The organism is Brotaphodocola sp. (genome assembly GCF_050873365.1).
Taxonomy (GTDB): Bacteria; Bacillota; Clostridia; order Lachnospirales; family Lachnospiraceae; genus Brotaphodocola.
The window spans coordinates 1-20,798 of sequence record NZ_JBNMIQ010000009.1 but is presented as its reverse complement, the minus strand read 5'-3'; the positions used below and the strand labels follow the sequence as shown (position 1 = coordinate 20,798).

Sequence of the window (20,798 nt, the reverse complement as noted above, 5' to 3'; positions counted from 1 at the left end):
GTAAAGAAAGACAAAAAGATTTTGAGAGATTTTGATTTTGAATGTATATAGAAAAACAATGGAGGAAAGCAAAGTATGTATGCAACATTCTGGTCGCTGGTACCGCCGATTGTGGCGATTGTGCTGGCATTGATTACAAAGGAGGTGTACAGTTCCCTGTTTATCGGAATTGTCACCGCGTCATTGTTCTGTACGCAGTTTCATGTTGTGAGCGCGTATACAATGATGTTTGAGGAGGGATTCATCGCGTCACTCGCGGATGCCTCCCATGTGGGAATTCTGATCTTTTTGGTTGTTCTCGGAACGATCGTCGTGCTGATGAACCGTGCCGGTGGTTCTTCCGCCTACGGAAAATGGGCGCAGAGCCGAATCAAGACAAGACGGGGAACCCTGCTTGCGACGTTTGCACTCGGCGTTCTCGTCTTCGTGGATGACTATTTCAACTGTCTGACGGTCGGCAGTATCATGCAACCGGTCACAGACAAGCACAACGTGTCCCGCGCAAAGCTCGCCTACATCATCGATGCGACCGCAGCTCCGGTCTGCATGATTGCGCCGATCTCCTCGTGGGCGGCAGCAGTTGCCGGTGTAGCTTCCGATACGGATGGACTGGATCTCTTCATCAAGACGATCCCGTACAATTTATATTCCCTGCTGACGATCGCAATGATCCTGATGATCATCTGTCTCGATATTGACTTCGGACCGATGAAGAAGCATGAGGACAATGCGAAAAAGGGAGATCTCTTTACCTGTGGAAAGAAAGTCGAGGATGACGGTTCGATGAGAGCTATCTCGACGAAGGGAACGGTCATTGACCTCGCAGTTCCGGTGATCGTGTTGATTATCTGCTGTGTGACGGGAATGATCTACACGGGCGGATTCTTTGAGGGCGAGAGCTTCATCAAGGCATTTGCCGGATCGGATGCAGCGTTAAGCCTTTCAATGGGATCGGCGCTGGCTCTGCTGTTCACGATCGTATTTTATGTTAGCAGAAAAGTCCTGACATTCAAGGACTGCATGGATGCGTTCCCGGATGGATTCAAGGCGATGATTGGACCGATCCTGATCCTGACTTTTGCGTGGACGCTCTCCAAGATGACAAATATGCTCGGCGCGCGTGAGTACGTCAGCATGATTTTTGAGGGAAGTGCCTCTCACATGACGGCTCTGCTTCCGGCGATTGTCTTTGTCGTTGCGATCTTTCTCGCATTCTCGACCGGAACTTCCTGGGGAACGTTCGGCATCCTGCTCCCGATCGTCGCAGGCATCAATCTTCCGTCCGAACTTCTTGTGATCACGGTTTCCGCCTGCCTTGCAGGAGCAGTCTGTGGAGATCACTGTTCTCCGATTTCCGACACGACGATCATGTCATCTGCAGGAGCACGCTGTGACCACATCAACCATGTGACGACTCAGATTCCATATGTGGTGCTGGCCGCTTCGGTTTCGTTTGTCGGATACTGCATCGCGGGAACGGTACAGAACGCATGGATCGTTCTTGCAATCTGCATTCTGATTCTGCTTGCCCTGCTTCTCGGTATCCGGAAATTTGTTTCCGTGAGAGAGGTTGAGGGTTGATGATGGTTTTGGGGAGATAGTAGATTGGGAGTCGATTGATTTCCCGAGAGGGATGCTCTTTTAAAAATATCTTTGATAGAATCCTCATGCTCGAAAGTGGGCATGGGGATTTTTTTAGATAGGAATGCATGATAGGCTTTTCTTTTTCAGATTTTTGGGAGATCTGTCGAATTTATTTGAGAGATGAATTGTCAAACTTCTCATTTAGTTCTATAATTGACGTAGTAATTTCTGACTGGGAGGGAGAAGTGCGTCTTTTTCTCGTTTTTCCAGATTCATTCAAGTTAATATACGATATAGATTACGAGACAAAGAAAACGATTAAAATATTTATATTTATAAGGATATATAAAATATGAGTGAATACAAAATTCAAGTCTCCATCGTTGTCCCTGTCTATAATGTGGAGTCTTATCTTGAACGCTGTGTCGAATCGCTCTTAAAGCAGGATATCCTCGATCAGATAGAGATTCTTCTGATTGATGATGGAAGCACCGATCAGAGCGGAGCGATCTGCGATGAGTACGCAAAACAAAATCCGCAAATTTCGGTCTATCACAAGGAAAATGGTGGCTTATCCGATGCGAGAAATTTTGGTTTGGACCGCGCAAACGGAGAATATATTCTGTTTGTCGACAGCGATGATTTTATTGAACCGAATTCGTGTTCCTCGTTTTTGAATGAGGCGCACACTCTCGATGCAGAGCTTGTGATCGGAAAAATGCAACCGATGCGTTCTACCAAGGCGATGAAGCGATATGAGCGAATTGCCGAAGAGCGTTTTGAATGTCATAAGATCTACACAGGAAAAGCGTATCTGACTGGTTGCCTCGAGGGCGGAGCGCTCCGCGTCGAAGCTGTGCGACATTTTTATAAGAGAGAGTTTCTTCAAAGCAATCAGTTTCGATTTAAAAAGGGAATCCTCCATGAGGATGAGGAGTTTACTCCGCGGATTTTGCTAAAGGCAGAGAGAGTTGTTTTGACGGATTTGGCATTTTACCATTATGATAATACGAGAAGTGGATCGATCATGAATTCCGCTTCAATGAGTATGAAGAAGATTCAGGACCGCATTGCGACCTATGAGGAACAGCGAAAATTCTATCAGAGTGTGAGTCCGCGCAAGCTCAGGCGACTGCTTGAGGATGATCTCTCGTGGAAGTACATGGATTGTTATTGTGCCTGTGTACCGGAAAAACGAGGAGAGCTGAAACTTAGTAGAATGACGGTTCTGCGATGTGCCTGCAGTCCAAAACGCAGACTGAAAGCGCTGTTATTCTTAATTGCGCCGGGAATGTATGTGAGAGCGAAAAGGTGAGAAGATCAAAATCGCAGTCAGGGGAGTGAATAATCATCAAAAAGAAGAAAACAAATAACGATACGGGAAAAGGACTTGGGAGGTTCTGGCGGAGAAAGTCTTCAGCGTCGGTGGCTGAGAATGTCGACAAGGTTGAGACGGCACAGGATACTGAGAAAGAAACTCCGGGAGAGTCCACAAAAACTTCGGATACGAAAAAGAAAAAGGCATTCCCGAGATTGCTTCGTCGCAGAGAATCTGCCAAGAAAAAGAGAAAGATCAGATGGTCGGACGTCGCCGTTTTGCTTGGTCTCCTTTTCTTTATCGGGGCGGGAGTAGCTGTAAATATTTCTTACAACAAGACGCACTACACGATGGAATTCTATCAGATTAATTCGAGAAAGCTGAGTCATGGCATCCGGATCATCTTTATGTCGGATATCCACTTGAGAGAGTATGGAGAGGATAATCAGGATTTGATTCAGGATATCACGGAATTAGCTCCAGATCTGATTCTTCTAGGTGGAGATATCGTGATTGACAGCGAGCCAAATTATGACAATATGGTGGCGTTGTGTCACAAACTTGTGGAGATTGCTCCGACTTATGGGGTGCTTGGCAATCATGAGGACGTTAAAATCTATATTCAGAAAGACAAGGATCTGATCAACCGGTTTGAAAATACGGGAATGAGATTTTTGATTAACGAGTCGGACACGCTCACGCTCTATGACAATACCGTCAGCATCGTTGGTCTCGACGGAGATCCGTCAAGTTTTGAAAAGTACGGGGCAAAGGAGCGAATGGAAACCTTTGAGGCGGAGGATAAGAGTGATTTTCAGATCTGCCTTGCTCATGTTCCGACATATTTTCCGGATATTTTGAGTCAGTACCATTTTGAACTTGGTCTGGCAGGAGACGCGCATGGAGGATTGATTCGTCTGCCGAAAATTGGAGCTCTGTACTCCCCGGACGAGGGACTTTTTCCGGAGTATGCGGGAGGAGAGTATACGCTCTCCAACAAGGGACATCTGATCGTAAGCCGTGGAATGGGTGATTCGAGCTGGTGGCCGAGAATCAACAATGTGCCGGAATTGTCGGTAATTGACGTTGATTAATGTGGTTAATGAAAAAATTGGAAAAATTAAAAAAACATAAAAAACAGAAGAAACTGGGAAAGGCGGGATGCAATGAAAGATCTGAAAGAACAAATCAAGCATATTCTGCGCCTGATCTGGCAGAATAAATACCGCCTTTTTTCCTGCGGTGTAGCCCTCTGTATTCTCTTCGGCGGGATTCATTATTTTGAGAGCCGGAGTCAGGCGAGCGTAGATATTTACTTTAACTATTCGGAGGCATCACAGGGACTCAGTCCGAATAAAACGAGATTTAATTCCTATGAGATGGTATCGGATGATATTCTTCAGGATGCAATCGAGAGAGTGGGTCTTCAGGGAACGATCACGAGCAGTCAGCTGGCAGGATGCCTTTATCTCAAACCGGTTGATACCGGAAATGTTGGTGGTTCAAGTGAGTATATTACCACAACATACTATATGTCATTAAATGCAAGTACCCTTGATTTGAAAAATCGAAAGGCGATGGATCTTTTGAGAGGGGTCTGTGCCTCCTATCGAGCGTTCTTCCTTGAGAATTACTGTGATAATCAGGAGATTCCGAAGGAGAAATTGGAGGTCACCTCGGAATGTGAGCCTTATTTGAGGTTGAATGAGATTCAGCTTCGCGCGCAACAGTTATCGCGATATCTGAATGCGCGTCTTGATGAGAATAAGAGTTTTATCGATACGGATAATGGTGACCGCTCCTCGAATAATTTCACAACGATGGGAAAGAGAGTCAACAATTTGATCAATTATGATATTCCGAATGCGATGGCATTTGTGATTGAAGGTGGAGTTGCAAGAGATCCGCTAATCCTTACGCGAATTCTGGAATATAAGAATAAGATTGATGATATTACGGCGCGCAAAAACATGGCATACTATGATGCCAACAAGAATGGAATTTCCATCTATGAAAAATCGATGACAGCAGTTGTCATGATTCCGACGACCGATGAGCTTCAGGAGTATTATATGTCCAGAACGAAGACTGCAATGGATAAGATGGCGCGAACCGCAGATGACTCCCTCGGAGCTTCGATGGATTACCAATCAGAAATTATCAGCACAAGTTATATCATTCAGAAAATTAATGAGAGTGCAGACAATTGGGATCGCCTTTCGGCAGCTCAGGGAATGGTCAACAAGCTGGAAGAGGAACTCAATAGCATCTCGGAAGATCTGTTTGTGCTTGATAAGGCGTACATCAAATACAAGTCGCAGAACTACATCACGTTTACTTACAACGATGCTTCTTTTGCACAGAGAATCAATGCGAAAAAGACCCTGATGCAGACAATTATCGTTATGGCAGGCGGTTGTGCGTTTTTCTATGTGAGAGCGAACAGAAAGGAAAAGAGAGGACGAGCAAGTGAAAAAATTTGAGATATTCAGATATCTGAAACGATTTAGCGCCTTGATTTTTCTGATGGCTGTTGCCGGAGCAATCATGATTTATATGTATGCACAGGGAAAACAGCAGTATACGGCATCTTTGATTATCAAATATACGAATGAGGGAATCAAAGATGGATTTACGCCAGATGGAAGAAAATTGGATGTAAATGAGATCTATTCCTCGGCGGTGATCTCGCAGGCAATCGACTCATTGGGCAGTTCCGGAAAACTAAATGTGATCCGATCAAACTGTAAGGTCGATGAAGTGATTCCTGATGAGCAGGAAAAGATCAATGAGGCGCTGATTGAAAAGGGAGAGGAAGTCACTTACTTTCCGGACACCTACAAAGTCAGTCTGGTTGTAAGCGGAAAAGAGGGCGGAAATTATGCCCGCAATATGCTCGATGCGATCATGCAGAGTTACTGTACCTACTACACGGAGAATTACATTGAGCAGAGACTGTCGCTGAACCCATCTTCCAATCTTCTCGAGAGCGGTTACGACTACTATGAGTGTATCCGAATTCTGGAAGATGATACGAATGCAATGTTGCAATTCTTGGAGGCGAAAAAGGAAAATTATCCGAATTTCCGTTCGTCAAAAACGGGATATCGTTATTCGGATCTTTATGATATCTATGTGGATTTTAAGAAATATACGATTCCAGAGCTTTATGCGAAAGTATTGAACGGTCCTCAGGTCAGAGATGGTGAGGTGCTCAGAAAGTTTCTGGCAAACAGCATTACCACCTCGAATCAGCAGGAGGCGGTTGAGACGGAGCGTCGTCAGAAAATCGACAGCCTGATTCAGCAGTACGTGGAAAAAAATACGGGAATTCTTGAGAGCTATTTCACGGAGGATGGAGAGAACGTCTCTTCGAGTTATATTTTAAAAGAGATTGAGGAAGCCGGTTCTGGTGAAAAAGCAGAGACAACTTACGATGGATTAGTCCTTGAGATGGTTGGAATTGATGAGGTAATTGCGGCAGATCAGATTGATCGCGCCTTCCTCGATGAAATTCTTATGGCATTTGAATCCGTAGGTTCCGGCAGCAGTGGAACCGAGGAAGAGCATGCCGAGATGGAGAGACTGATCAATGATTACGAGAATCAGCTTGAGAAGTATTATGAGATTGTCAATATCAGCAGTAAAGAGCTGAACCTTTACATCAGTGCGGATTATTTAAAGATGGTCAGCTCCGTGCGTGTTGCTCCGTCGATCAACATCAAACTTTACAGTGTGATCGCGCTGGTATTCTTCTTCGTAGTCGGATGTTGTGGTGCAATTGTTCTTGGAAGAACCTCCGATATCGTCGATTATCTGTTGTATACGGATAAGAAATCCGGTCTTCCGAACCGTGAGAAGCTCAATGTCTACATCGATGATATGGCGAAGAGAATCCTTCCGGAGGACTTTACCTGCTTCTCCTTACAGCTTGATAACCTGTCGGAACTCTCAAAGCGTTTTGGCTATACGGTCGGAGATGGAATGCTTCGAGATTTCTCCGGTCTTGTTCAGCTGATGGGAGATACCGATGGCATGGTTGGATACAACGGCGTCGGAAAGTTTGTTGCTTTCTTTGACGAGTGCAGTGACAAGAAGGCGAAGGTCATCCTCAAGATTTTAGATAGCCAGGTGGCGGAATATAACAAGCTGAATCCGGAATATCCGATCAAGTATACGGCTTCGTGGTCGACGACGACGGAGGTCGGAACGTATGAGATTCGAGAATTGCTCCGAAGTGCACAGTCTAAGATTCGTGATCTCTATGATGCGAAGATGAAAGCGCGTGGGGGAGTACAGGAGGAGGCAAAAGAGGAAACTCCGAAAGATCAAAACAATCAGGCAGAGCAGAGCGAGGAAAAGGCAGTTGACAAAATTGAAGATGAAAAGCCGGAAAGTGTGAAACAGCCTGAGAGCTTAAAACAAGAGGAGATGAGTGAAGAAAAAGATTCAAAAGAATAAAGAAGACAAATAAAACAGACGGGAGAAACAGAGGATGATACGCAATCAACGACCTTATCAGTTGATGTATTCAAAGACAGGAAACAGACCGGTTTCTCTGGCGGTTGCGATCTGCGCGAGAACTTGCGGAAGGCTTGGATTTCTGGTTGGCGGACTCCGAAAGCAGGAGATAAAACCTCACGATTCTCTCGAGAGGACTCGGGAGAGTCTTGAAGCGCTCTGTCCGAAACCGAAGTCGGATGTTCCAGAGTGGAAGCCGATGGCAGAGCCAGATCCGGCGGTTGATCTGTCTGTGATTGTGCCGGTGCACAATGCAGAGAAATATATAGAAACCTGTGTGGACAGCATTTTAAACCAGAAAGGGGATTACCGAATTCAGGTGATTCTCGTCAACGATGGATCGACAGACCGGACAGCGGAGATTCTCGAGAAGTATCGGGGACTTGCAACGGTCAGGATCATTGATTTTCATGAAGGCGGAAGCGCGTCAAGAGCGAGAAATGAAGGGCTCTTGTATGCCGTCGGAAGGTACCTGATGTTTGTGGACAGTGATGACAAGTTGCGCCCTCATGCCGTGGAAGCGCTGATGCGAACCGCAGAGCGGGAAAATGCGGATGTCGTTCAGGGTGGATGGCAGTACATGGATGAGGCTGGAATCTACGGCAATGTTCAGATTTATGAGGAGATGAGATATACCGGTCGTCACAGAGCGGACTGCCTTGATCTTCCGGGAATGCCCTGGGGAAAAGTGTATAAGAGGGAACTCTTTGAGGAGATTCGTTTTCCATCGAACTATACCTGTTTTGAGGATACAATCATTCATTTTCTGGTCTTCAGAAAGGCAAAGACAATCGTCTCAATCAGAGAGAATGTATATCTGTGGAGAAAGAATTTTTCGGGAATCACCTCGACAAGTCAGGGACGACCATCTGCGATTCAGGGTTACTGGATTGTGGAGGAGATGCTTGAGCGAGACAAGATTCTTGGCCTGCCCCACGATCAGATGTTTTTGGCGAGTTTGACGATGCAGTTGTCAAATTACTGTTATGCAAATCTTCGCGGGCTTGAGGAGACAAGAAAACAGGAAGTTTTTCTGCTGTGTTGTGCCTTGTATCAGAATTATCAAATAGAGTATGAAAAAGAAATTGGGAAAATGGCGTATGCGATTCGTTGCGGTGCAAAGGCGTTGCAGATGAATCGATATGATTTATGGTGTAATCAGGGCAGATTATTTCAATTGATGAATTGATGACAATTCAAGTTTTCATAAGCGGTGATGGAAAGGATCACCGAGCGGAAAGAGAATGAAAAAGTGAACGGGGGGATAAAATGATTCGGATTTTACAGTCGGTGAGCAACATGGATCGGGCAGGACTTGAGACCATGTTGATGAACTATTATCGTCATATTGATCGCACAAAAGTGCAATTTGATTTTATTGTAAATAAACCGAAACCGGGCAATTATGATGAGGAAATTAAACTTATGGGAGGAAGGATTTTTCTGAGTCCGGGGTTGAGTCCGCTTCGCTATCCAAAGTATCTGCGCTTTGTGAGAGAGATTGTCGAGAAAGACGATCGGATCAAAATTGTTCACGCTCACAATGAGGCAATGGGATTTTATGCACTCAGCGGTGCAAAGAAGGCCGGAGTGAAAGTTCGGATTGCACATGCGCACAATACTCAGATTATTCGCGATTACAAATGGCCATTGAAGATGATTTGCAAGCGTCTCTTGCCTCTTGCAGCAACTGATTTGTGGGGATGTGGCAGGGATGCCGGAATTTATTATTTTGGAAAAAAACGTTGGGAAGAGCGGGGAGTGACGATCCGCAATGCCATAGAGACGGATAAGTTTGCCTTTAACACGGCAGTTCGGGATGAGATGCGAAAAAAGTATGATTTGAAGGGGAAAAAAGTGCTTGGTCATGTTGGACGCTTTAATCTTCAGAAAAATCATAATCGCCTGCTTGAGATTTTTGTAGCTTACCAAAAACGCAATCCGGAATCAGTTCTTGTTTTAGTGGGAGAGGGCGAATTGGAATCGGAAATTCGAGAAAAGGCAGAGAAGTTTGGAGTGGCAAATAAGGTGATTTTTGCCGGTCTGCAACAAAATGTGAATGAGTGGTATCAGATGATGGATGTCTTTTTATTGCCATCTCTGTTTGAGGGGCTTCCGGTTGTCGGAGTCGAGGCACAGGCAGCAGGACTTCCATGTGTGTTCTCCGATCGGGTAACCGATGAGGTGGCTTTGTCCGATCAGGTGATTCGTCTGTCCTTGGAAGAGGGAGATGAGAAGTGGGCGGAAGCGATCGAGTATCTGATTCTACATAAAAAAGATCGGAAACGGGGAGAAACCGTTGTAAAACAGGCGGGATATGACATTGTGATTGAGGCAAAACGCCTGCAAAATCTGTATCTGTCGATGAGTGAACGGTGAGAGGAGGAAGGCATAGAGTGGATGCGTTGAGTACGCCCAAAAAGAACGGAAGGCGTAATTATATGGATGCCGGAAAGGCTCTGGCGATTCTCCTTGTTATTTATGGTCATACGTTTCGAGAGTCCATGCGTGCGGAGTTTCGCTGGTGTGATTTGTCGTATGTGTTTGTTTACCGGGTTCATGTCTCTCTGCTCTTTATCCTGTCCGGAATGGCATATGCGTTGACAAAAGAGAAAAATAAAAAGTTGACTTCGGCACAGTATCTGAAAAAGAAGGCGGGAAGCCTGATTGTTCCGTGGATTTCCTATTCGATTTTTGTCTATCTCGTGTTTGCCTTTGCGCAGTTGATTCCGGCGAGCCGTCAGATTCTGGAGTCGAGTTCGTATCACTTTTTGACTCCGATCGATTATGTGATTGCACTGCTTCGCAATGAGAATCCGTACAGCTTTCATATCTGGTATCTTCAGACCCTGTTTCTGTTTATCAGTCTGACGTTTCTCTTTGACAGGCAGGTCGAGGATGAACATAAGCAGAGACTCGTCAAGATCATTCTGATTCTTCTGCTTCCAGCTTTTTATGAATGGTTTTGTGCAAAATGGATCTGGACATTCAAGGGATTTTTTCAGAAGTATCAATTCTTTCTTCTCGGCACAATTCTGCCAGAAATGTTTTTGGAAAAAAAGAAAAATCTTCTGATGGGAACGGGACTTGCGAGTGGAGCCTATCTGTTCTTTTTGCTGTTTCATCCGCTGAAAGAGTGGTATGCAATGCCTTGTCTGGGCTTACTGCTTTGCTACGTGGAGAATGTGGCGATTGCGGGATTTGGTCTTGGAGTTCTTGCAGTGTGTCTGAAAATGGAAAAATATCTTGGTCATCTCGCGGAATTTGGTCGCCATACGCTGACTTATTATCTGTATCATCAGCCATTCTGCTGTGCGCTTCTCGGACTTTTGTTGTACAACAAACTGCATCTGTCTGCGTGGCTCACGGTTGTGCTGTGCATGATGGCAAGTCTGGTGGTTCCGACCCTGATTTTAAAAATATTCGGGCGTGGGAAACTGGGAATTGTTTTAAGAAAAATTGGACTTCTGGCATAAAAAGGGGGGAGACATTATGAGCAAAGCCACAGCGACGACTGCGGATGAGAAAAACAAACGAGTGGTTTTAAATATCATTTCCGGTCTGTCCTATCAGATCGCCATTGCGGTCTTCGGACTGATTATTCCGAGACTGTATCTGGTGAGCTTCGGATCGGACGTAAATGGATTAAACAGCACAATCAAAAATATTTTTGCCTACCTGGCTCTGCTTGAGGCAGGCGTTGGTCTGTCTGCACAGTATGCGCTCTATGCGCCTGTCGCGGAGGGAAAAACGGAGGACATCAATGCGATTCTATCGGCGACGCGACGGTTTTATCTGAAATCGAGTGTGATTTACACAGCCTTGACGGTGGCATTTGCTCTGGTGTATCCGCTGATCATCAAGACGAGTCTGAGCTATTTTACAGTCAGTGTGATTATCCTGCTCTATGGAATTCCGGGAATCATTCTGTTTTCCCTGCGTGGAAAATACAATGCATTTTTGGAGGTTGAGGGAAAGCGGTATATCATTTCCTGGCTCTCCACGATTACCTTTATCCTGTCAAATGTTCTGAGACTGGCATTTTTGATGATTTCCGACAATCTGCTTTTGATTCAGGCGACATACTGTCTGCCGTCTGTGATTCAGGTTGTTTTTGTGATCCTCTATGTCAGAAAGCATTATGACTGGATAGACTGGAAGGCGAAACCGGATTATTCTGCCCTCTCTCAGAAGGGTTCCGTTCTTGTTCACCAGATTTCCAACTGTATTTTCTGCAACACGGATACGATCATCATCTCGTTCATGTGTGGAATGAATTACGCGAGCGTGTATGCGATCTACTCGCTGTTCTTTGCGAATTTCCAGAAGATTGTCACCTCGTTTTCCAATGGACTGACATTCAAGTTTGGTCAGATGTATCAGATTGAGAGAAAGCGATTTGATCGGGAATTCAGCCAGTATGAATCCGTCTTTTATATGTTTTTGTTCTGGGCGTATACCGTCATCACTGCTTTTCTGATGCCGATCATCCGACTGTATACGGGTGGAGTTGCAGACGCCGAGATTTATGACAATGTCTGGATTCTGATTCTGTTTGCAATGTGGACGGTAATGTCGGGAATAGAGATTCCCCTGCTTCAGCTTCAGTCAATTGCGGGAAAATTTGACGATACGAGAAATCAGGCATTGATTGAGATGACGATCAACATTGTTCTCTCTTTAATCATCACATGGAAACTTGGAATGAGCGGATGTCTGATTGCGACGATTATCGCTTTGCTTTACCGAATCAATGCAATGGTGATTTACACTTCAAAGCATATTTTAGAGCGAAGCTGTCTGAAGAGCTTCAAGAAGATCTTTGTGAACACGGCAGTCGCAGTTGGAGTTCTCGTTTTGATTGGAACAGAGAGTTGTGAGGCAGTCAGCTATTTTTATGTCATGTGGCGTGCGATTCTGAATTCGTTCTGGATTGCAGGGCTTTTCCTCGTTGCAAATCTTGTGACGGATTTTGGGGAGTACAAAGGACTTTTTGACAGTGTGAGAGATCGATTCTGATTAGGAGGAAATTATGCCGAGAATATCGTTTATTCTTCCAGTTTACAATATGGAAAAGTATCTGCCGAGAGTTGCTGAGGCTCTGAAAAAGCAGACGATGGGGGACTTTGAGGCGATTTTTGTGAATGACGGATCAAAAGACCGAAGCGGAGAGATCTGTGCGGAACTTGAACGGGAAGACTCCAGATTTCGGGCGATCTCGAAACCAAATGGGGGCGTGGCAAGTGCGAGAAATACAGCTCTCGATTTGGCGACTGGAGACTATCTCTTTTTCCTTGATCCGGATGATTGGATTGAGCCGGAGACAGCGGAGGTCCTGACGGAGACGGCAGACCGGGAGCAGGCAGACATTGTGATGTTCGGAAAATACAATGACTTTTACGATGAGAAGGGAAATTGCGTCAAGAGTGTCAAGGCACTTCCCTCGATCACAGGTGTCTTTTGTGGGGAACCGTTTAAGGAGTATTTTGACAAGCTGGCGACCTCCTTTTTTATCACGACAAAACTGATGAGGCGGGAGTTTGTGGAGCGATATCATCTCCGCTTTCCGGCTAAGAGCATCGGGGAGGATGGGCTTTTCTATGTGGAATTTTATCGTCACAATCCATCCTGCCTTGTTGTGATTGATCGTCCACTGTATCATTACACGGAGGCGAGGAGCAATTCGCTCTCGAATTCCTACCATCCGGAGCGCGTGAAGGAGAATTTCTATCTCAGCAGTGCGATCCGCAGTGTGGTGGAGGAGTGGGGGCTGATGGATAGCCCACTCCACAGAACAAAGGTTGCCTACTGCATTCTCAGGGATCTTCAGCTTGGAATCAAGAATATCAGTCTTGGTCCGATGACATTTGGTGAACGGTATCGATGGTTGCGTGATGCGATGAGAGATCCGTGGGTAAAGAGATCGGTGCGAGAAGTTTCGTTGAAAACGGAAAAGAGCCGGAATGATAAAATTAAGTTACAACTCTTAAAATGTCATCTTTATGGGGCAGTGTTGATTCTTTCCGGGTGCAACCAGAAAAAGCGTGGATAACGATGGTTTGTGATGCGTGTGGATAAAAAAATTCATGTGAAAGGTTGATAAAAGACTTGAAACGTGGATGTTTAAGATGTTCACAGCGAACGATTAGAAAAGTGAATGTTAAGAGGGGGAATGGCAGGATGAAACGGGCAATTCGTCTGCTCTGCTATGGAAAAGAGCTGGCATTTATGGCATTTTTTAAGGCGGTTGGAGCGGTTCTTCGAGCGTGCTCGCCGAAATACCGGAATATCTGGCTTGTCGGGGAGCGCGGAAATGATGCGCGCGATAATGGGTACTGGTTCTATCACTATCTCAGGACGGAACATCCTGAGATTTCGTCCTATTATGTGATTTCTGAGGACAGCGTAGACCGAAAGAAGATCACAGCTTTGGGCGGTGCAGTGGCACAGCGCAGTCTGAAACACTATCTGCTCTACTACTGTGCGGATGTTCTTGCGGGAACCCACATTCAGCCGTGTGCACCGGATCTGATGGTTCATTATCATCTGGCGAGCAAGGGAATCCGAGCGAGAGGAAAGCAGATTTTCCTGCGTCACGGAATCATAAAAGATGAGATGGAATGGCAACACCGCGATCGCTTTTATACCGATCTTTTTTGTTGTGGAGCAAAACCCGAGTATGAGTTTATCAGGGACACATTTGGATTTGCGAAGGAGGTTCCGCAATATCTGGGACTCTGCCGGTTTGATAACCTGATTCGTGCGGGAAAACGCGACAAGATGATTCTTGTGATGCCGACGTGGAGAGGATCGTATTATCCGTCCGGAGATGCATTTTTGAAGACGGCATTTTTTGAAAAGTTTCAGTCTTTTCTGTCGAGTCCGAGAGTGAAAGAGATGTTGGAAGCCTATGACTATCAGCTGATTTTCTATCCGCATGTGGAGATGCAGAAGTATAATAAGCATTTTCATACGGACTCTGACCGAATCACAATTGCCGACAAGTCGACACATGATGTTCAGCAGTTGCTGATGAGTTGTTCGCTGCTGATTACAGATTACTCGAGTGTCTTTTTTGATGTGGCGTTTCTCGAAAAACCGGTTCTGTTTTACCAGTTTGATGAGGAGGAATTCAGAAAGTATCACTATCAGAAGGGATATTTTGATTACCGGAGAGATGGATTTGGTCCGGTCTGTACAGAGGAAACAGAAGTTCTTGAGGAGACGAAAGCGTGCCTTGAGCGAGGAATGGAACTTCAGGATGATTACAGGGAGAGAGTTCGCGCCTTTTTCCCGATGAGGGATGCGAAGAACTGCGAGCGCACGTTTGAGGCGATTAAAAAACTGATTTAATTATTGCTGATCATTGATTTTGGGTATTAATTAGAATATCAATCCATTTACCAATCGATTCCATACGAATATTTCCTTCTTCATTTCCACATACTATCCATACGAAACACGATATGGAAGATCTGTTAAATATGTGATATTGAGAATGGTTATGAATGATTATGAGGCAAGCCATTGTTGATGTTTAACAGAAAGTGAGATATGCAGGAGGAAGAATTATGAAAGCTACGGGAATTGTGAGAAGAATTGATGATTGAGTTATAATAGGACAAAAGTTCAGAAGCCTTGAAAACACCGGGTTTTCGCTGATTTTGTCCAAACTTTCAGACTGAAATATCTCCGGAGTAAACAGAAAGGCACGGACTTTTTACTTCAAAACATACCTTGTATATGATGCCAGAAAACTGGCGAAACTCAAAGTGTAAGGAGGTCTCAGAATGAAGCAAGGTGTTTTGGTCTACGATCAGAAGTCCGAGCGCATGGATGTGCGGTTCGGTCTGGAGGATTATTACGGCGGGTTGCATTGCGGCACCTGCATGGATGTTTTTGTAAACAACCGATGGAAACCGACTCGAATCGAGTACGGCTGGGATGAAAGAGGATGGTATCTGGTTGGGGTTCCCACCCCTTCCCTTGTGGGATTGCGGGTTCGTCTGGAGTAACTGCCGGTGTACATCAACAGTCAAATAAAACTACTTAGAGCGTTTATTCGCCCCATAATTCGGGGTTGGGTAGACGCTCTTTTTTATGCCCAAATTTCAGGGCAAGTCAGAATGATTGGAGGGTTCTATTTTGAGCAAAACTGTTTATGCCGCAGATAAGCCGGACGATTGCCGCTTCTGCTACTTCTGGAAGAATCGAAAGCAGGGCTGTCGTCTGGGAAAAGAAAATTGCTACTACTTAATCTCTGTACCCCCGAAACCCAAGACGGAATGTGATGGCTGTCCGTATGGACGAGATCATCCTTGCATTGGCTGGTGTACCAAGAAGATTATGAGAGATGTGGGGGTTCGCTGATATGCGTGATTATGAATACAATCGCCGTGATAAGCCGAAGTGCTGCAAAGACTGTGAGAATTATCAGCCACGATGGAGATACCGTTCCTGTTCTTTTGTCCGCTGCCCATACAGACTGAAGGATACGACTTTCCGCAGAACCCCTCTGAAAAAAGAGCATTTTCCGCAGAAAGAGGTGGTGAGGATGCGTGACGTATGATTATTTCTATGGGCAGCAGGCGGAGATGTTCGCATTCTACCGTGTGCCAAAGGTATTGTTCACTGAGGATTGCTTTTGGAATGTATCAACCGATGCCAAGTTGCTTTATGGGATTCTGCTTGACCGCATGAACCTGTCAGCCAGGAACGGTTGGCTGGACGAGGAAGGCCGTGTTTATATCATCTTCACCATTGAAGAAATCAAAGGTGCGTTAGGCTGTGCCGAAAAGAAAGCGGTAAAGCTGCTGGATGAGCTGGAAAAGAAATGCGGTCTGATAGAACGCAAGCGACAGGGACTTGGGAAACCGAACCTGATCTATGTAAAGAACTTCATTTCCGGTTCTGTGGAAAGACAATTCTTGAATTGTCAAAAGGACAATTCTGGAGTTGTCAAAAACACAATTCAGGAACTGTCAAAAGCACAAGGTAATAATACTGATACTAATTATACTGATTTGAGTGATACTGATCCTTTCTTTTCTTCCGGTTTTAGTGGAAAGGAAGTCGACGGGACAGATGAGTTCGCACGATACTACCAGTATTTCTATGAACACCTTTCCATGGATTATCTCAAACAGGATTATCCGTATGACCATGAGATACTCGATCTGATACTGCATCTGATTGTTGAGGTCATGTGCAGCAACCGTAAGCAAATTCGGATTGCCAGCGATGATAAACCGATTGGAATTGTCAGAAGCAGTTTTATGAAACTGGATTCTGAGCATATTAGGTTTGTAATGAGTTCTTTCAAGGAAAATACAACCGATGTTCGCAATATCAAGCAGTATCTACTTGCTTCGATATACAATGCCCCCTACACCATAAGCGCCCACTATGACGCAAAGGTCAGGCACGATATGGCTTCGGGGAAACTTGGAGGGAGGTGGTAATCAATGCAGCATACACAGAATAGAAAGCGAGGTGAAGATATTTGTCGAAAAAAGCAACTGTCATTGCCGTAGTCAATCAGAAAGGCGGAACGGGCAAGACCACAACCACAGAAAATCTGGGTGTAGGACTTGCAATGGAGGGCAAAAAGGTTCTGCTGGTAGACACAGACCCGCAGGCTTCCTTAACTGTCAGTCTGGGAAATCCGTACCCGGATACCTTGTCTCCCACTCTTTCCGACATGATGGGAAAGATTATGACGGAAAAGCCGATTGCTCCCGGCGAAGGCATTCTTCATCACCCGGAAGGTGTGGACTTGATGCCTGCCAATATTGAGCTGTCAGGTTTGGAGGTTTCTCTGGTCAATGCAATGAGCCGGGAAACCATTCTCCGTCAGTACCTGGATACAGTCAAGCAAAACTATGACTACATTCTTCTGGATTGTATGCCCTCTTTGGGTATGTTGACAGTCAATGCGTTGGCAGCTGCCGACAATGTGGTGATACCTGTTCAGGCGGCATATCTTCCGGCAAAGGGCTTGGAACAGCTGTTGGAAACCATCAACAAGGTCAAGAGGCAAATCAACCCCAAACTGAAAATCGAAGGGATTCTTCTGACGATGGTGGACAGCCGAACCAACTACTCCAAGGACATCAGCAATCTGATTCGGGAGAGCTACGGTGGAAAGCTGAAAGTCTATAAGACAGATATTCCCCGTTCTGTCCGTGCAGAGGAAATCAGCGCAGAGGGAACCAGTATCTTTAAGCATGATCCCAAAGGTAAAGTTGCCGAAGCCTATAAAGTTCTGACGAAGGAGGTGTTAAACAATGCAGAAAAAAGGCGCAAACATCAGCTTGAAGGGGTACGATGATATTTTCTCCACCGATCAATCCAGAGCTGAAGCCCAGCAGGAGCGTGTGCAGGAAATTCCGCTTTCTGAGTTACACCCTTTTGAGGGACATCCGTTCCGAGTGGTGGACGATGAGGAAATGATGAAAACGGCGGAGAGTGTCCGAGATTTTGGAGTTCTCACCCCGGCGATTGTCCGTCCTGACCCCGATGGTGGTTATGAAATCGTTTCTGGTCACAGGCGGCACCGGGCATCGGAGCTTGCGGGTAAGGAAACCATGCCTGCGATTGTTCGTGACTTGGACGATGATGCAGCCATTATTCTGATGGTCGATGCGAATTTGCAGAGAGAAACCATTCTTCCGAGCGAAAGAGCATTTGCCTACAAGATGAAGCTGGATGCGATTAAACATCAGGGCGAACGGACAGATTTAACTTCTGCCCAAGTTGGGCAGAAGTCGTGGGCGGTGAATCAGGTTGCTGAGCAAAGTGGCGATAGCCGTGTGCAGGTTCAAAGGTATATCCGTCTGACCGAACTGATTCCTGAACTGTTGGATATGGTGGATACGGGGCAGATCAAATTCAATCCTGCGGTGGAGCTTTCCTACCTGGCAAGTGAAGAACAGCAGGATTTTCTTTCAGCAATGGATTATGCTCAAGCAGCCCCTTCCCTTTCACAAGCACAGCGAATTAAAAAGCTCGCACAGGAGGGCGAGTGTACGCTGGATGCGATGTGCGAGATTATGAATGAAATCAAGAAGGGAGAGCTGGACAGAGTAACCTTCAAAACGGATTCGTTGCGAAAATACTTCCCGAAATCCTATACCAACAAGCAGATGGAGGATAAAATCATTCAGCTTTTGGAACAGTGGCAGAAAAAAAGAGAAAAATCTATGGAAAGGTAAGGTAAAAAATGTTTACACCCAAAAACATTCAGGGCGCTTTGGAAGAACTCTACGACCTTTGCGATCCTGATTATATGGTAGATATGCTCGTAAACTACAGTGAGGAGTTCGATGATATTTCTCCTGCGCTTCTGGCAAAGTCGTTTCAGAAAAATGCCGAGATGGTTAGCGAGTATCGAGTATTGTCCTCTGCTGGTGAGGGTATCGACTATCAGGGAAAGGTACTTCTGAACAGCAGAGCCGTGCGGCTTCTGTCCTATGTAGAAGATATGAGCGGCGATGAAAAAGTTCGCACGATTCAGAGCAAGGAGTTGTGGTTAGCAGAAGATATGACATTCTATGTGGTGTCCTGTATGTCTACGATCACGATGGACAAGGAAGAAGCCATTTGTCTTAACGAACACCGCAGCGTGGTTACTACGGTGGAATGCGAGGACGATATTTTCTTCGACATGGGTTCCATGATTTGCGAACTGGACGATATTTGCTTGTTCGAGCTTTTAGCCGATGTGGATGCGACTATTTATGAACTGTAACAGGTTCATGGATGGTCGCTTTTCTTATTTCCAAAGAAACGGAGGTATCGAAACTTGAAAGAATACGATGTGAAGATCACCGAAACCTTGGAGAAAACGGTTACGGTGCAAGCAGAATCTCACGATGCGGCAGAGGAACAGGTTAGAGCCGCTTATTACAATTCGGAGTACATTCTGGACTCCGAAAACTTTACCGGTGTTGCGTTCGGCACGACCGAGGAACGGGAGGTTCAGAAAGAACAGGCAGATACCATGAATGTGTTGCTGGTAAAGCCGTTCATGTATCCGCAGGCTGTGCAGATCGGCTGTGAGCTGGAGGATTTGCAGAAAGCCGTAGGTGGCGATATTGAGGCAACTTATCCGTTCAATGAGCCGGTTGCACTGGTGATGCACGACGAAGGTAAACTCGTAGGCAAAGAACTGAACCGTGCGCTGCGTGATGATGACGGCGATATTTATGACATTATCGCCGGTGATTTTCTGGTTGTGGGATTGGGCGAGGATGATTTTTGTTCTCTGTCCCCGGAACTGATGAAGCAGTTTGAGGAACACTTTCATCAGCCTGAGACTTTTGTACGCATGGGGCGCAGCATTATGGCGCTTCCCCTGCCGGATGACATGGTGAAGAAAGAAGATGCACCTGTCAAAGCTGATTCGGTTCCCCACAAAAGTAACCCTGACCGAGATGTTCTGTAAGGAGGTTCTTATGCAAAGAAATTCGACGATTGGAGAGCTGATGGAGCGAAAGCGGATTCAGGATGGTGCCAAGGAGTACCAGGGACATACCTATATGGACTTGGCACGATTTGATGACGCCACCAAGCACATGATTATTTTCGATGTGCTGACCGATGAATCGCCTGTCGGTTGGAAAGGCGAAAGAAATCGCCTGTATTTGAGCGATGTGGGTTATCAGAAGGCTCTGGATAACCAGAAAGCTGGCAATATCAAGATTATCAGCCATGCCGCAGTTGCCAAGGGCAATCTGTATTACGACCACAGAGATATGGCACGATAATCTGTTCACTCTACTGCTTGCAGGAGGTGATGAATCATGCAGGAAGAAGTTGAAAACAGGACAGTAAACCTGGCGATCAGCACAACCAAGCTGACGGGGCGCACTATCATTGCCGGTATCCGCAAGTATTTGCAGCACCGGGAAAAAGTGAAGATGAAAAAGGCACGAGACCCTGCCGTTCACGGAAAGCAATCCGTGAAACAGCTTTTGGGACAGAATCAGGGTGCAACGAATGTTGAGATCGACAAAGAGAGCATCCGTGATTTTGAAAAACTCGCCAAGAAGTATGGCGTGGACTTTGCCGTTAGAAAAGATAAGTCCGTTGATCCTCCCCAGTTTCTTGTTTTTGTCCGTTCCAAAGATGCAGATGCTTTGGATGCAATCTGCAAGGAACATCAGGCAAGGGCATTAACCAAGAATGAAAAGCCGAGCGTTCTGGCGCAGCTGAGGAAGTTCAAGGAAATTGTCGCAGCGATTCCGAAGAAGGTTCGAGAGAAGAAACAGGAGCGTGATCTGTGATGGATAAGAGGAAAATGAAAAAGCTTCTGATTCTGAATTTCCCGTATTTTCTGGTAGGGTTGTTCGCTACGAATTTAGGAGAAGCATGG

Annotated in this window: 19 protein-coding genes; all 19 read left to right on the top strand. The window is 45.6% G+C overall.

What is annotated here, in order from left to right; translation table 11 throughout:
- The first annotated feature begins 75 nt into the window (after positions 1–75).
- On the top strand, positions 76–1,581 hold the full coding sequence (locus ACR0QT_RS06395) for a Na+/H+ antiporter NhaC family protein (protein WP_432630005.1): 1,506 nt from the start codon (positions 76–78) through the stop codon (positions 1,579–1,581).
- 355 nt (positions 1,582–1,936) lie between these two features.
- Positions 1,937–2,899 carry a glycosyltransferase gene (locus tag ACR0QT_RS06390; RefSeq protein ID WP_432630004.1) on the top strand — a complete coding sequence of 321 codons (963 nt, stop codon included), beginning with the start codon at positions 1,937–1,939 and terminating at the stop codon, positions 2,897–2,899.
- Positions 2,900–3,009: 110 nt separating this feature from the next.
- On the top strand, positions 3,010–3,996 hold the full coding sequence (locus tag ACR0QT_RS06385) for a metallophosphoesterase (RefSeq protein WP_432630003.1): 987 nt from the start codon (positions 3,010–3,012) through the stop codon (positions 3,994–3,996).
- A gap of 72 nt (positions 3,997–4,068) precedes the next feature.
- On the top strand, positions 4,069–5,385 hold the full coding sequence (locus tag ACR0QT_RS06380; protein ID WP_432630002.1) for a hypothetical protein: 1,317 nt from the start codon (positions 4,069–4,071) through the stop codon (positions 5,383–5,385).
- A 64-nt stretch (positions 5,386–5,449) separates the two neighbouring features.
- Positions 5,450–7,363 (top strand): GGDEF domain-containing protein, encoded by a 1,914-nt coding sequence (locus tag ACR0QT_RS06375; RefSeq protein WP_432630001.1) that lies wholly within the window; start codon positions 5,450–5,452, stop codon positions 7,361–7,363.
- 34 nt (positions 7,364–7,397) lie between these two features.
- Positions 7,398–8,612, top strand: a complete 1,215-nt coding sequence (locus ACR0QT_RS06370) for a glycosyltransferase family 2 protein (RefSeq protein WP_432630000.1) — start codon at positions 7,398–7,400, stop codon at positions 8,610–8,612.
- An 80-nt stretch (positions 8,613–8,692) separates the two neighbouring features.
- Positions 8,693–9,802: a glycosyltransferase family 1 protein gene (locus tag ACR0QT_RS06365; RefSeq protein ID WP_432629999.1), complete on the top strand. Its 1,110-nt coding sequence runs from the start codon at positions 8,693–8,695 to the stop codon at positions 9,800–9,802.
- A gap of 17 nt (positions 9,803–9,819) precedes the next feature.
- A complete protein-coding gene (locus ACR0QT_RS06360) occupies positions 9,820–10,899 on the top strand; it encodes an acyltransferase family protein (protein WP_432629998.1) in 1,080 nt (359 codons plus the stop codon).
- Between the two features lie 16 nt (positions 10,900–10,915).
- The gene (locus ACR0QT_RS06355) at positions 10,916–12,442 is read left to right on the top strand and encodes a lipopolysaccharide biosynthesis protein (RefSeq protein WP_432629997.1); all 1,527 of its coding nucleotides are present in this window, start codon (positions 10,916–10,918) and stop codon (positions 12,440–12,442) included.
- A 13-nt stretch (positions 12,443–12,455) separates the two neighbouring features.
- A complete protein-coding gene (locus ACR0QT_RS06350) occupies positions 12,456–13,475 on the top strand; it encodes a glycosyltransferase family 2 protein (RefSeq protein ID WP_432629996.1) in 1,020 nt (339 codons plus the stop codon).
- 128 nt (positions 13,476–13,603) lie between these two features.
- Positions 13,604–14,776 (top strand): CDP-glycerol glycerophosphotransferase family protein, encoded by a 1,173-nt coding sequence (locus tag ACR0QT_RS06345; protein ID WP_432629995.1) that lies wholly within the window; start codon positions 13,604–13,606, stop codon positions 14,774–14,776.
- Between the two features lie 437 nt (positions 14,777–15,213).
- On the top strand, positions 15,214–15,438 hold the full coding sequence (locus ACR0QT_RS06340) for a DUF5348 domain-containing protein (protein WP_278854517.1): 225 nt from the start codon (positions 15,214–15,216) through the stop codon (positions 15,436–15,438).
- A gap of 543 nt (positions 15,439–15,981) precedes the next feature.
- On the top strand, positions 15,982–16,884 hold the full coding sequence (locus ACR0QT_RS06335) for a DUF6017 domain-containing protein (RefSeq protein WP_432629994.1): 903 nt from the start codon (positions 15,982–15,984) through the stop codon (positions 16,882–16,884).
- Positions 16,885–16,925: 41 nt separating this feature from the next.
- A complete protein-coding gene (locus ACR0QT_RS06330; protein ID WP_432629993.1) occupies positions 16,926–17,753 on the top strand; it encodes a ParA family protein in 828 nt (275 codons plus the stop codon).
- Positions 17,710–18,636, top strand: coding sequence for a ParB/RepB/Spo0J family partition protein (locus ACR0QT_RS06325; protein WP_118629850.1), 927 nt, complete (start codon positions 17,710–17,712; stop codon positions 18,634–18,636). Before ACR0QT_RS06330 ends, ACR0QT_RS06325 begins: the two co-directional genes overlap by 44 nt.
- A gap of 8 nt (positions 18,637–18,644) precedes the next feature.
- Positions 18,645–19,172 carry a hypothetical protein gene (locus ACR0QT_RS06320; protein WP_432629992.1) on the top strand — a complete coding sequence of 176 codons (528 nt, stop codon included), beginning with the start codon at positions 18,645–18,647 and terminating at the stop codon, positions 19,170–19,172.
- A 54-nt stretch (positions 19,173–19,226) separates the two neighbouring features.
- Entirely contained in the window at positions 19,227–19,868 is a 642-nt protein-coding gene (locus tag ACR0QT_RS06315; protein WP_002588969.1) for a DUF3846 domain-containing protein, read from the top strand.
- A 10-nt stretch (positions 19,869–19,878) separates the two neighbouring features.
- Positions 19,879–20,190, top strand: coding sequence for a DUF5720 family protein (locus ACR0QT_RS06310; RefSeq protein WP_002304317.1), 312 nt, complete (start codon positions 19,879–19,881; stop codon positions 20,188–20,190).
- 36 nt (positions 20,191–20,226) lie between these two features.
- Positions 20,227–20,709 carry a PcfB family protein gene (locus tag ACR0QT_RS06305; RefSeq protein WP_432629991.1) on the top strand — a complete coding sequence of 161 codons (483 nt, stop codon included), beginning with the start codon at positions 20,227–20,229 and terminating at the stop codon, positions 20,707–20,709.
- The last annotated feature ends 89 nt before the right edge of the window (positions 20,710–20,798 follow it).

Coding starts and splice junctions, on each gene's coding strand:
- ACR0QT_RS06395 (WP_432630005.1), top strand. CDS start 76: ATGTATGCAACATTCTGGTCGCTGGTACCGCCGATTGTGGCGATTGTG.
- ACR0QT_RS06390 (WP_432630004.1), top strand. CDS start 1,937: ATGAGTGAATACAAAATTCAAGTCTCCATCGTTGTCCCTGTCTATAAT.
- ACR0QT_RS06380 (WP_432630002.1), top strand. CDS start 4,069: ATGAAAGATCTGAAAGAACAAATCAAGCATATTCTGCGCCTGATCTGG.
- ACR0QT_RS06375 (WP_432630001.1), top strand. CDS start 5,450: ATGATTTATATGTATGCACAGGGAAAACAGCAGTATACGGCATCTTTG.
- ACR0QT_RS06370 (WP_432630000.1), top strand. CDS start 7,398: ATGATACGCAATCAACGACCTTATCAGTTGATGTATTCAAAGACAGGA.
- ACR0QT_RS06365 (WP_432629999.1), top strand. CDS start 8,693: ATGATTCGGATTTTACAGTCGGTGAGCAACATGGATCGGGCAGGACTT.
- ACR0QT_RS06355 (WP_432629997.1), top strand. CDS start 10,916: ATGAGCAAAGCCACAGCGACGACTGCGGATGAGAAAAACAAACGAGTG.
- ACR0QT_RS06350 (WP_432629996.1), top strand. CDS start 12,456: ATGCCGAGAATATCGTTTATTCTTCCAGTTTACAATATGGAAAAGTAT.
- ACR0QT_RS06345 (WP_432629995.1), top strand. CDS start 13,604: ATGAAACGGGCAATTCGTCTGCTCTGCTATGGAAAAGAGCTGGCATTT.
- ACR0QT_RS06340 (WP_278854517.1), top strand. CDS start 15,214: ATGAAGCAAGGTGTTTTGGTCTACGATCAGAAGTCCGAGCGCATGGAT.
- ACR0QT_RS06325 (WP_118629850.1), top strand. CDS start 17,710: ATGCAGAAAAAAGGCGCAAACATCAGCTTGAAGGGGTACGATGATATT.
- ACR0QT_RS06320 (WP_432629992.1), top strand. CDS start 18,645: ATGTTTACACCCAAAAACATTCAGGGCGCTTTGGAAGAACTCTACGAC.
- ACR0QT_RS06310 (WP_002304317.1), top strand. CDS start 19,879: ATGCAAAGAAATTCGACGATTGGAGAGCTGATGGAGCGAAAGCGGATT.
- ACR0QT_RS06305 (WP_432629991.1), top strand. CDS start 20,227: ATGCAGGAAGAAGTTGAAAACAGGACAGTAAACCTGGCGATCAGCACA.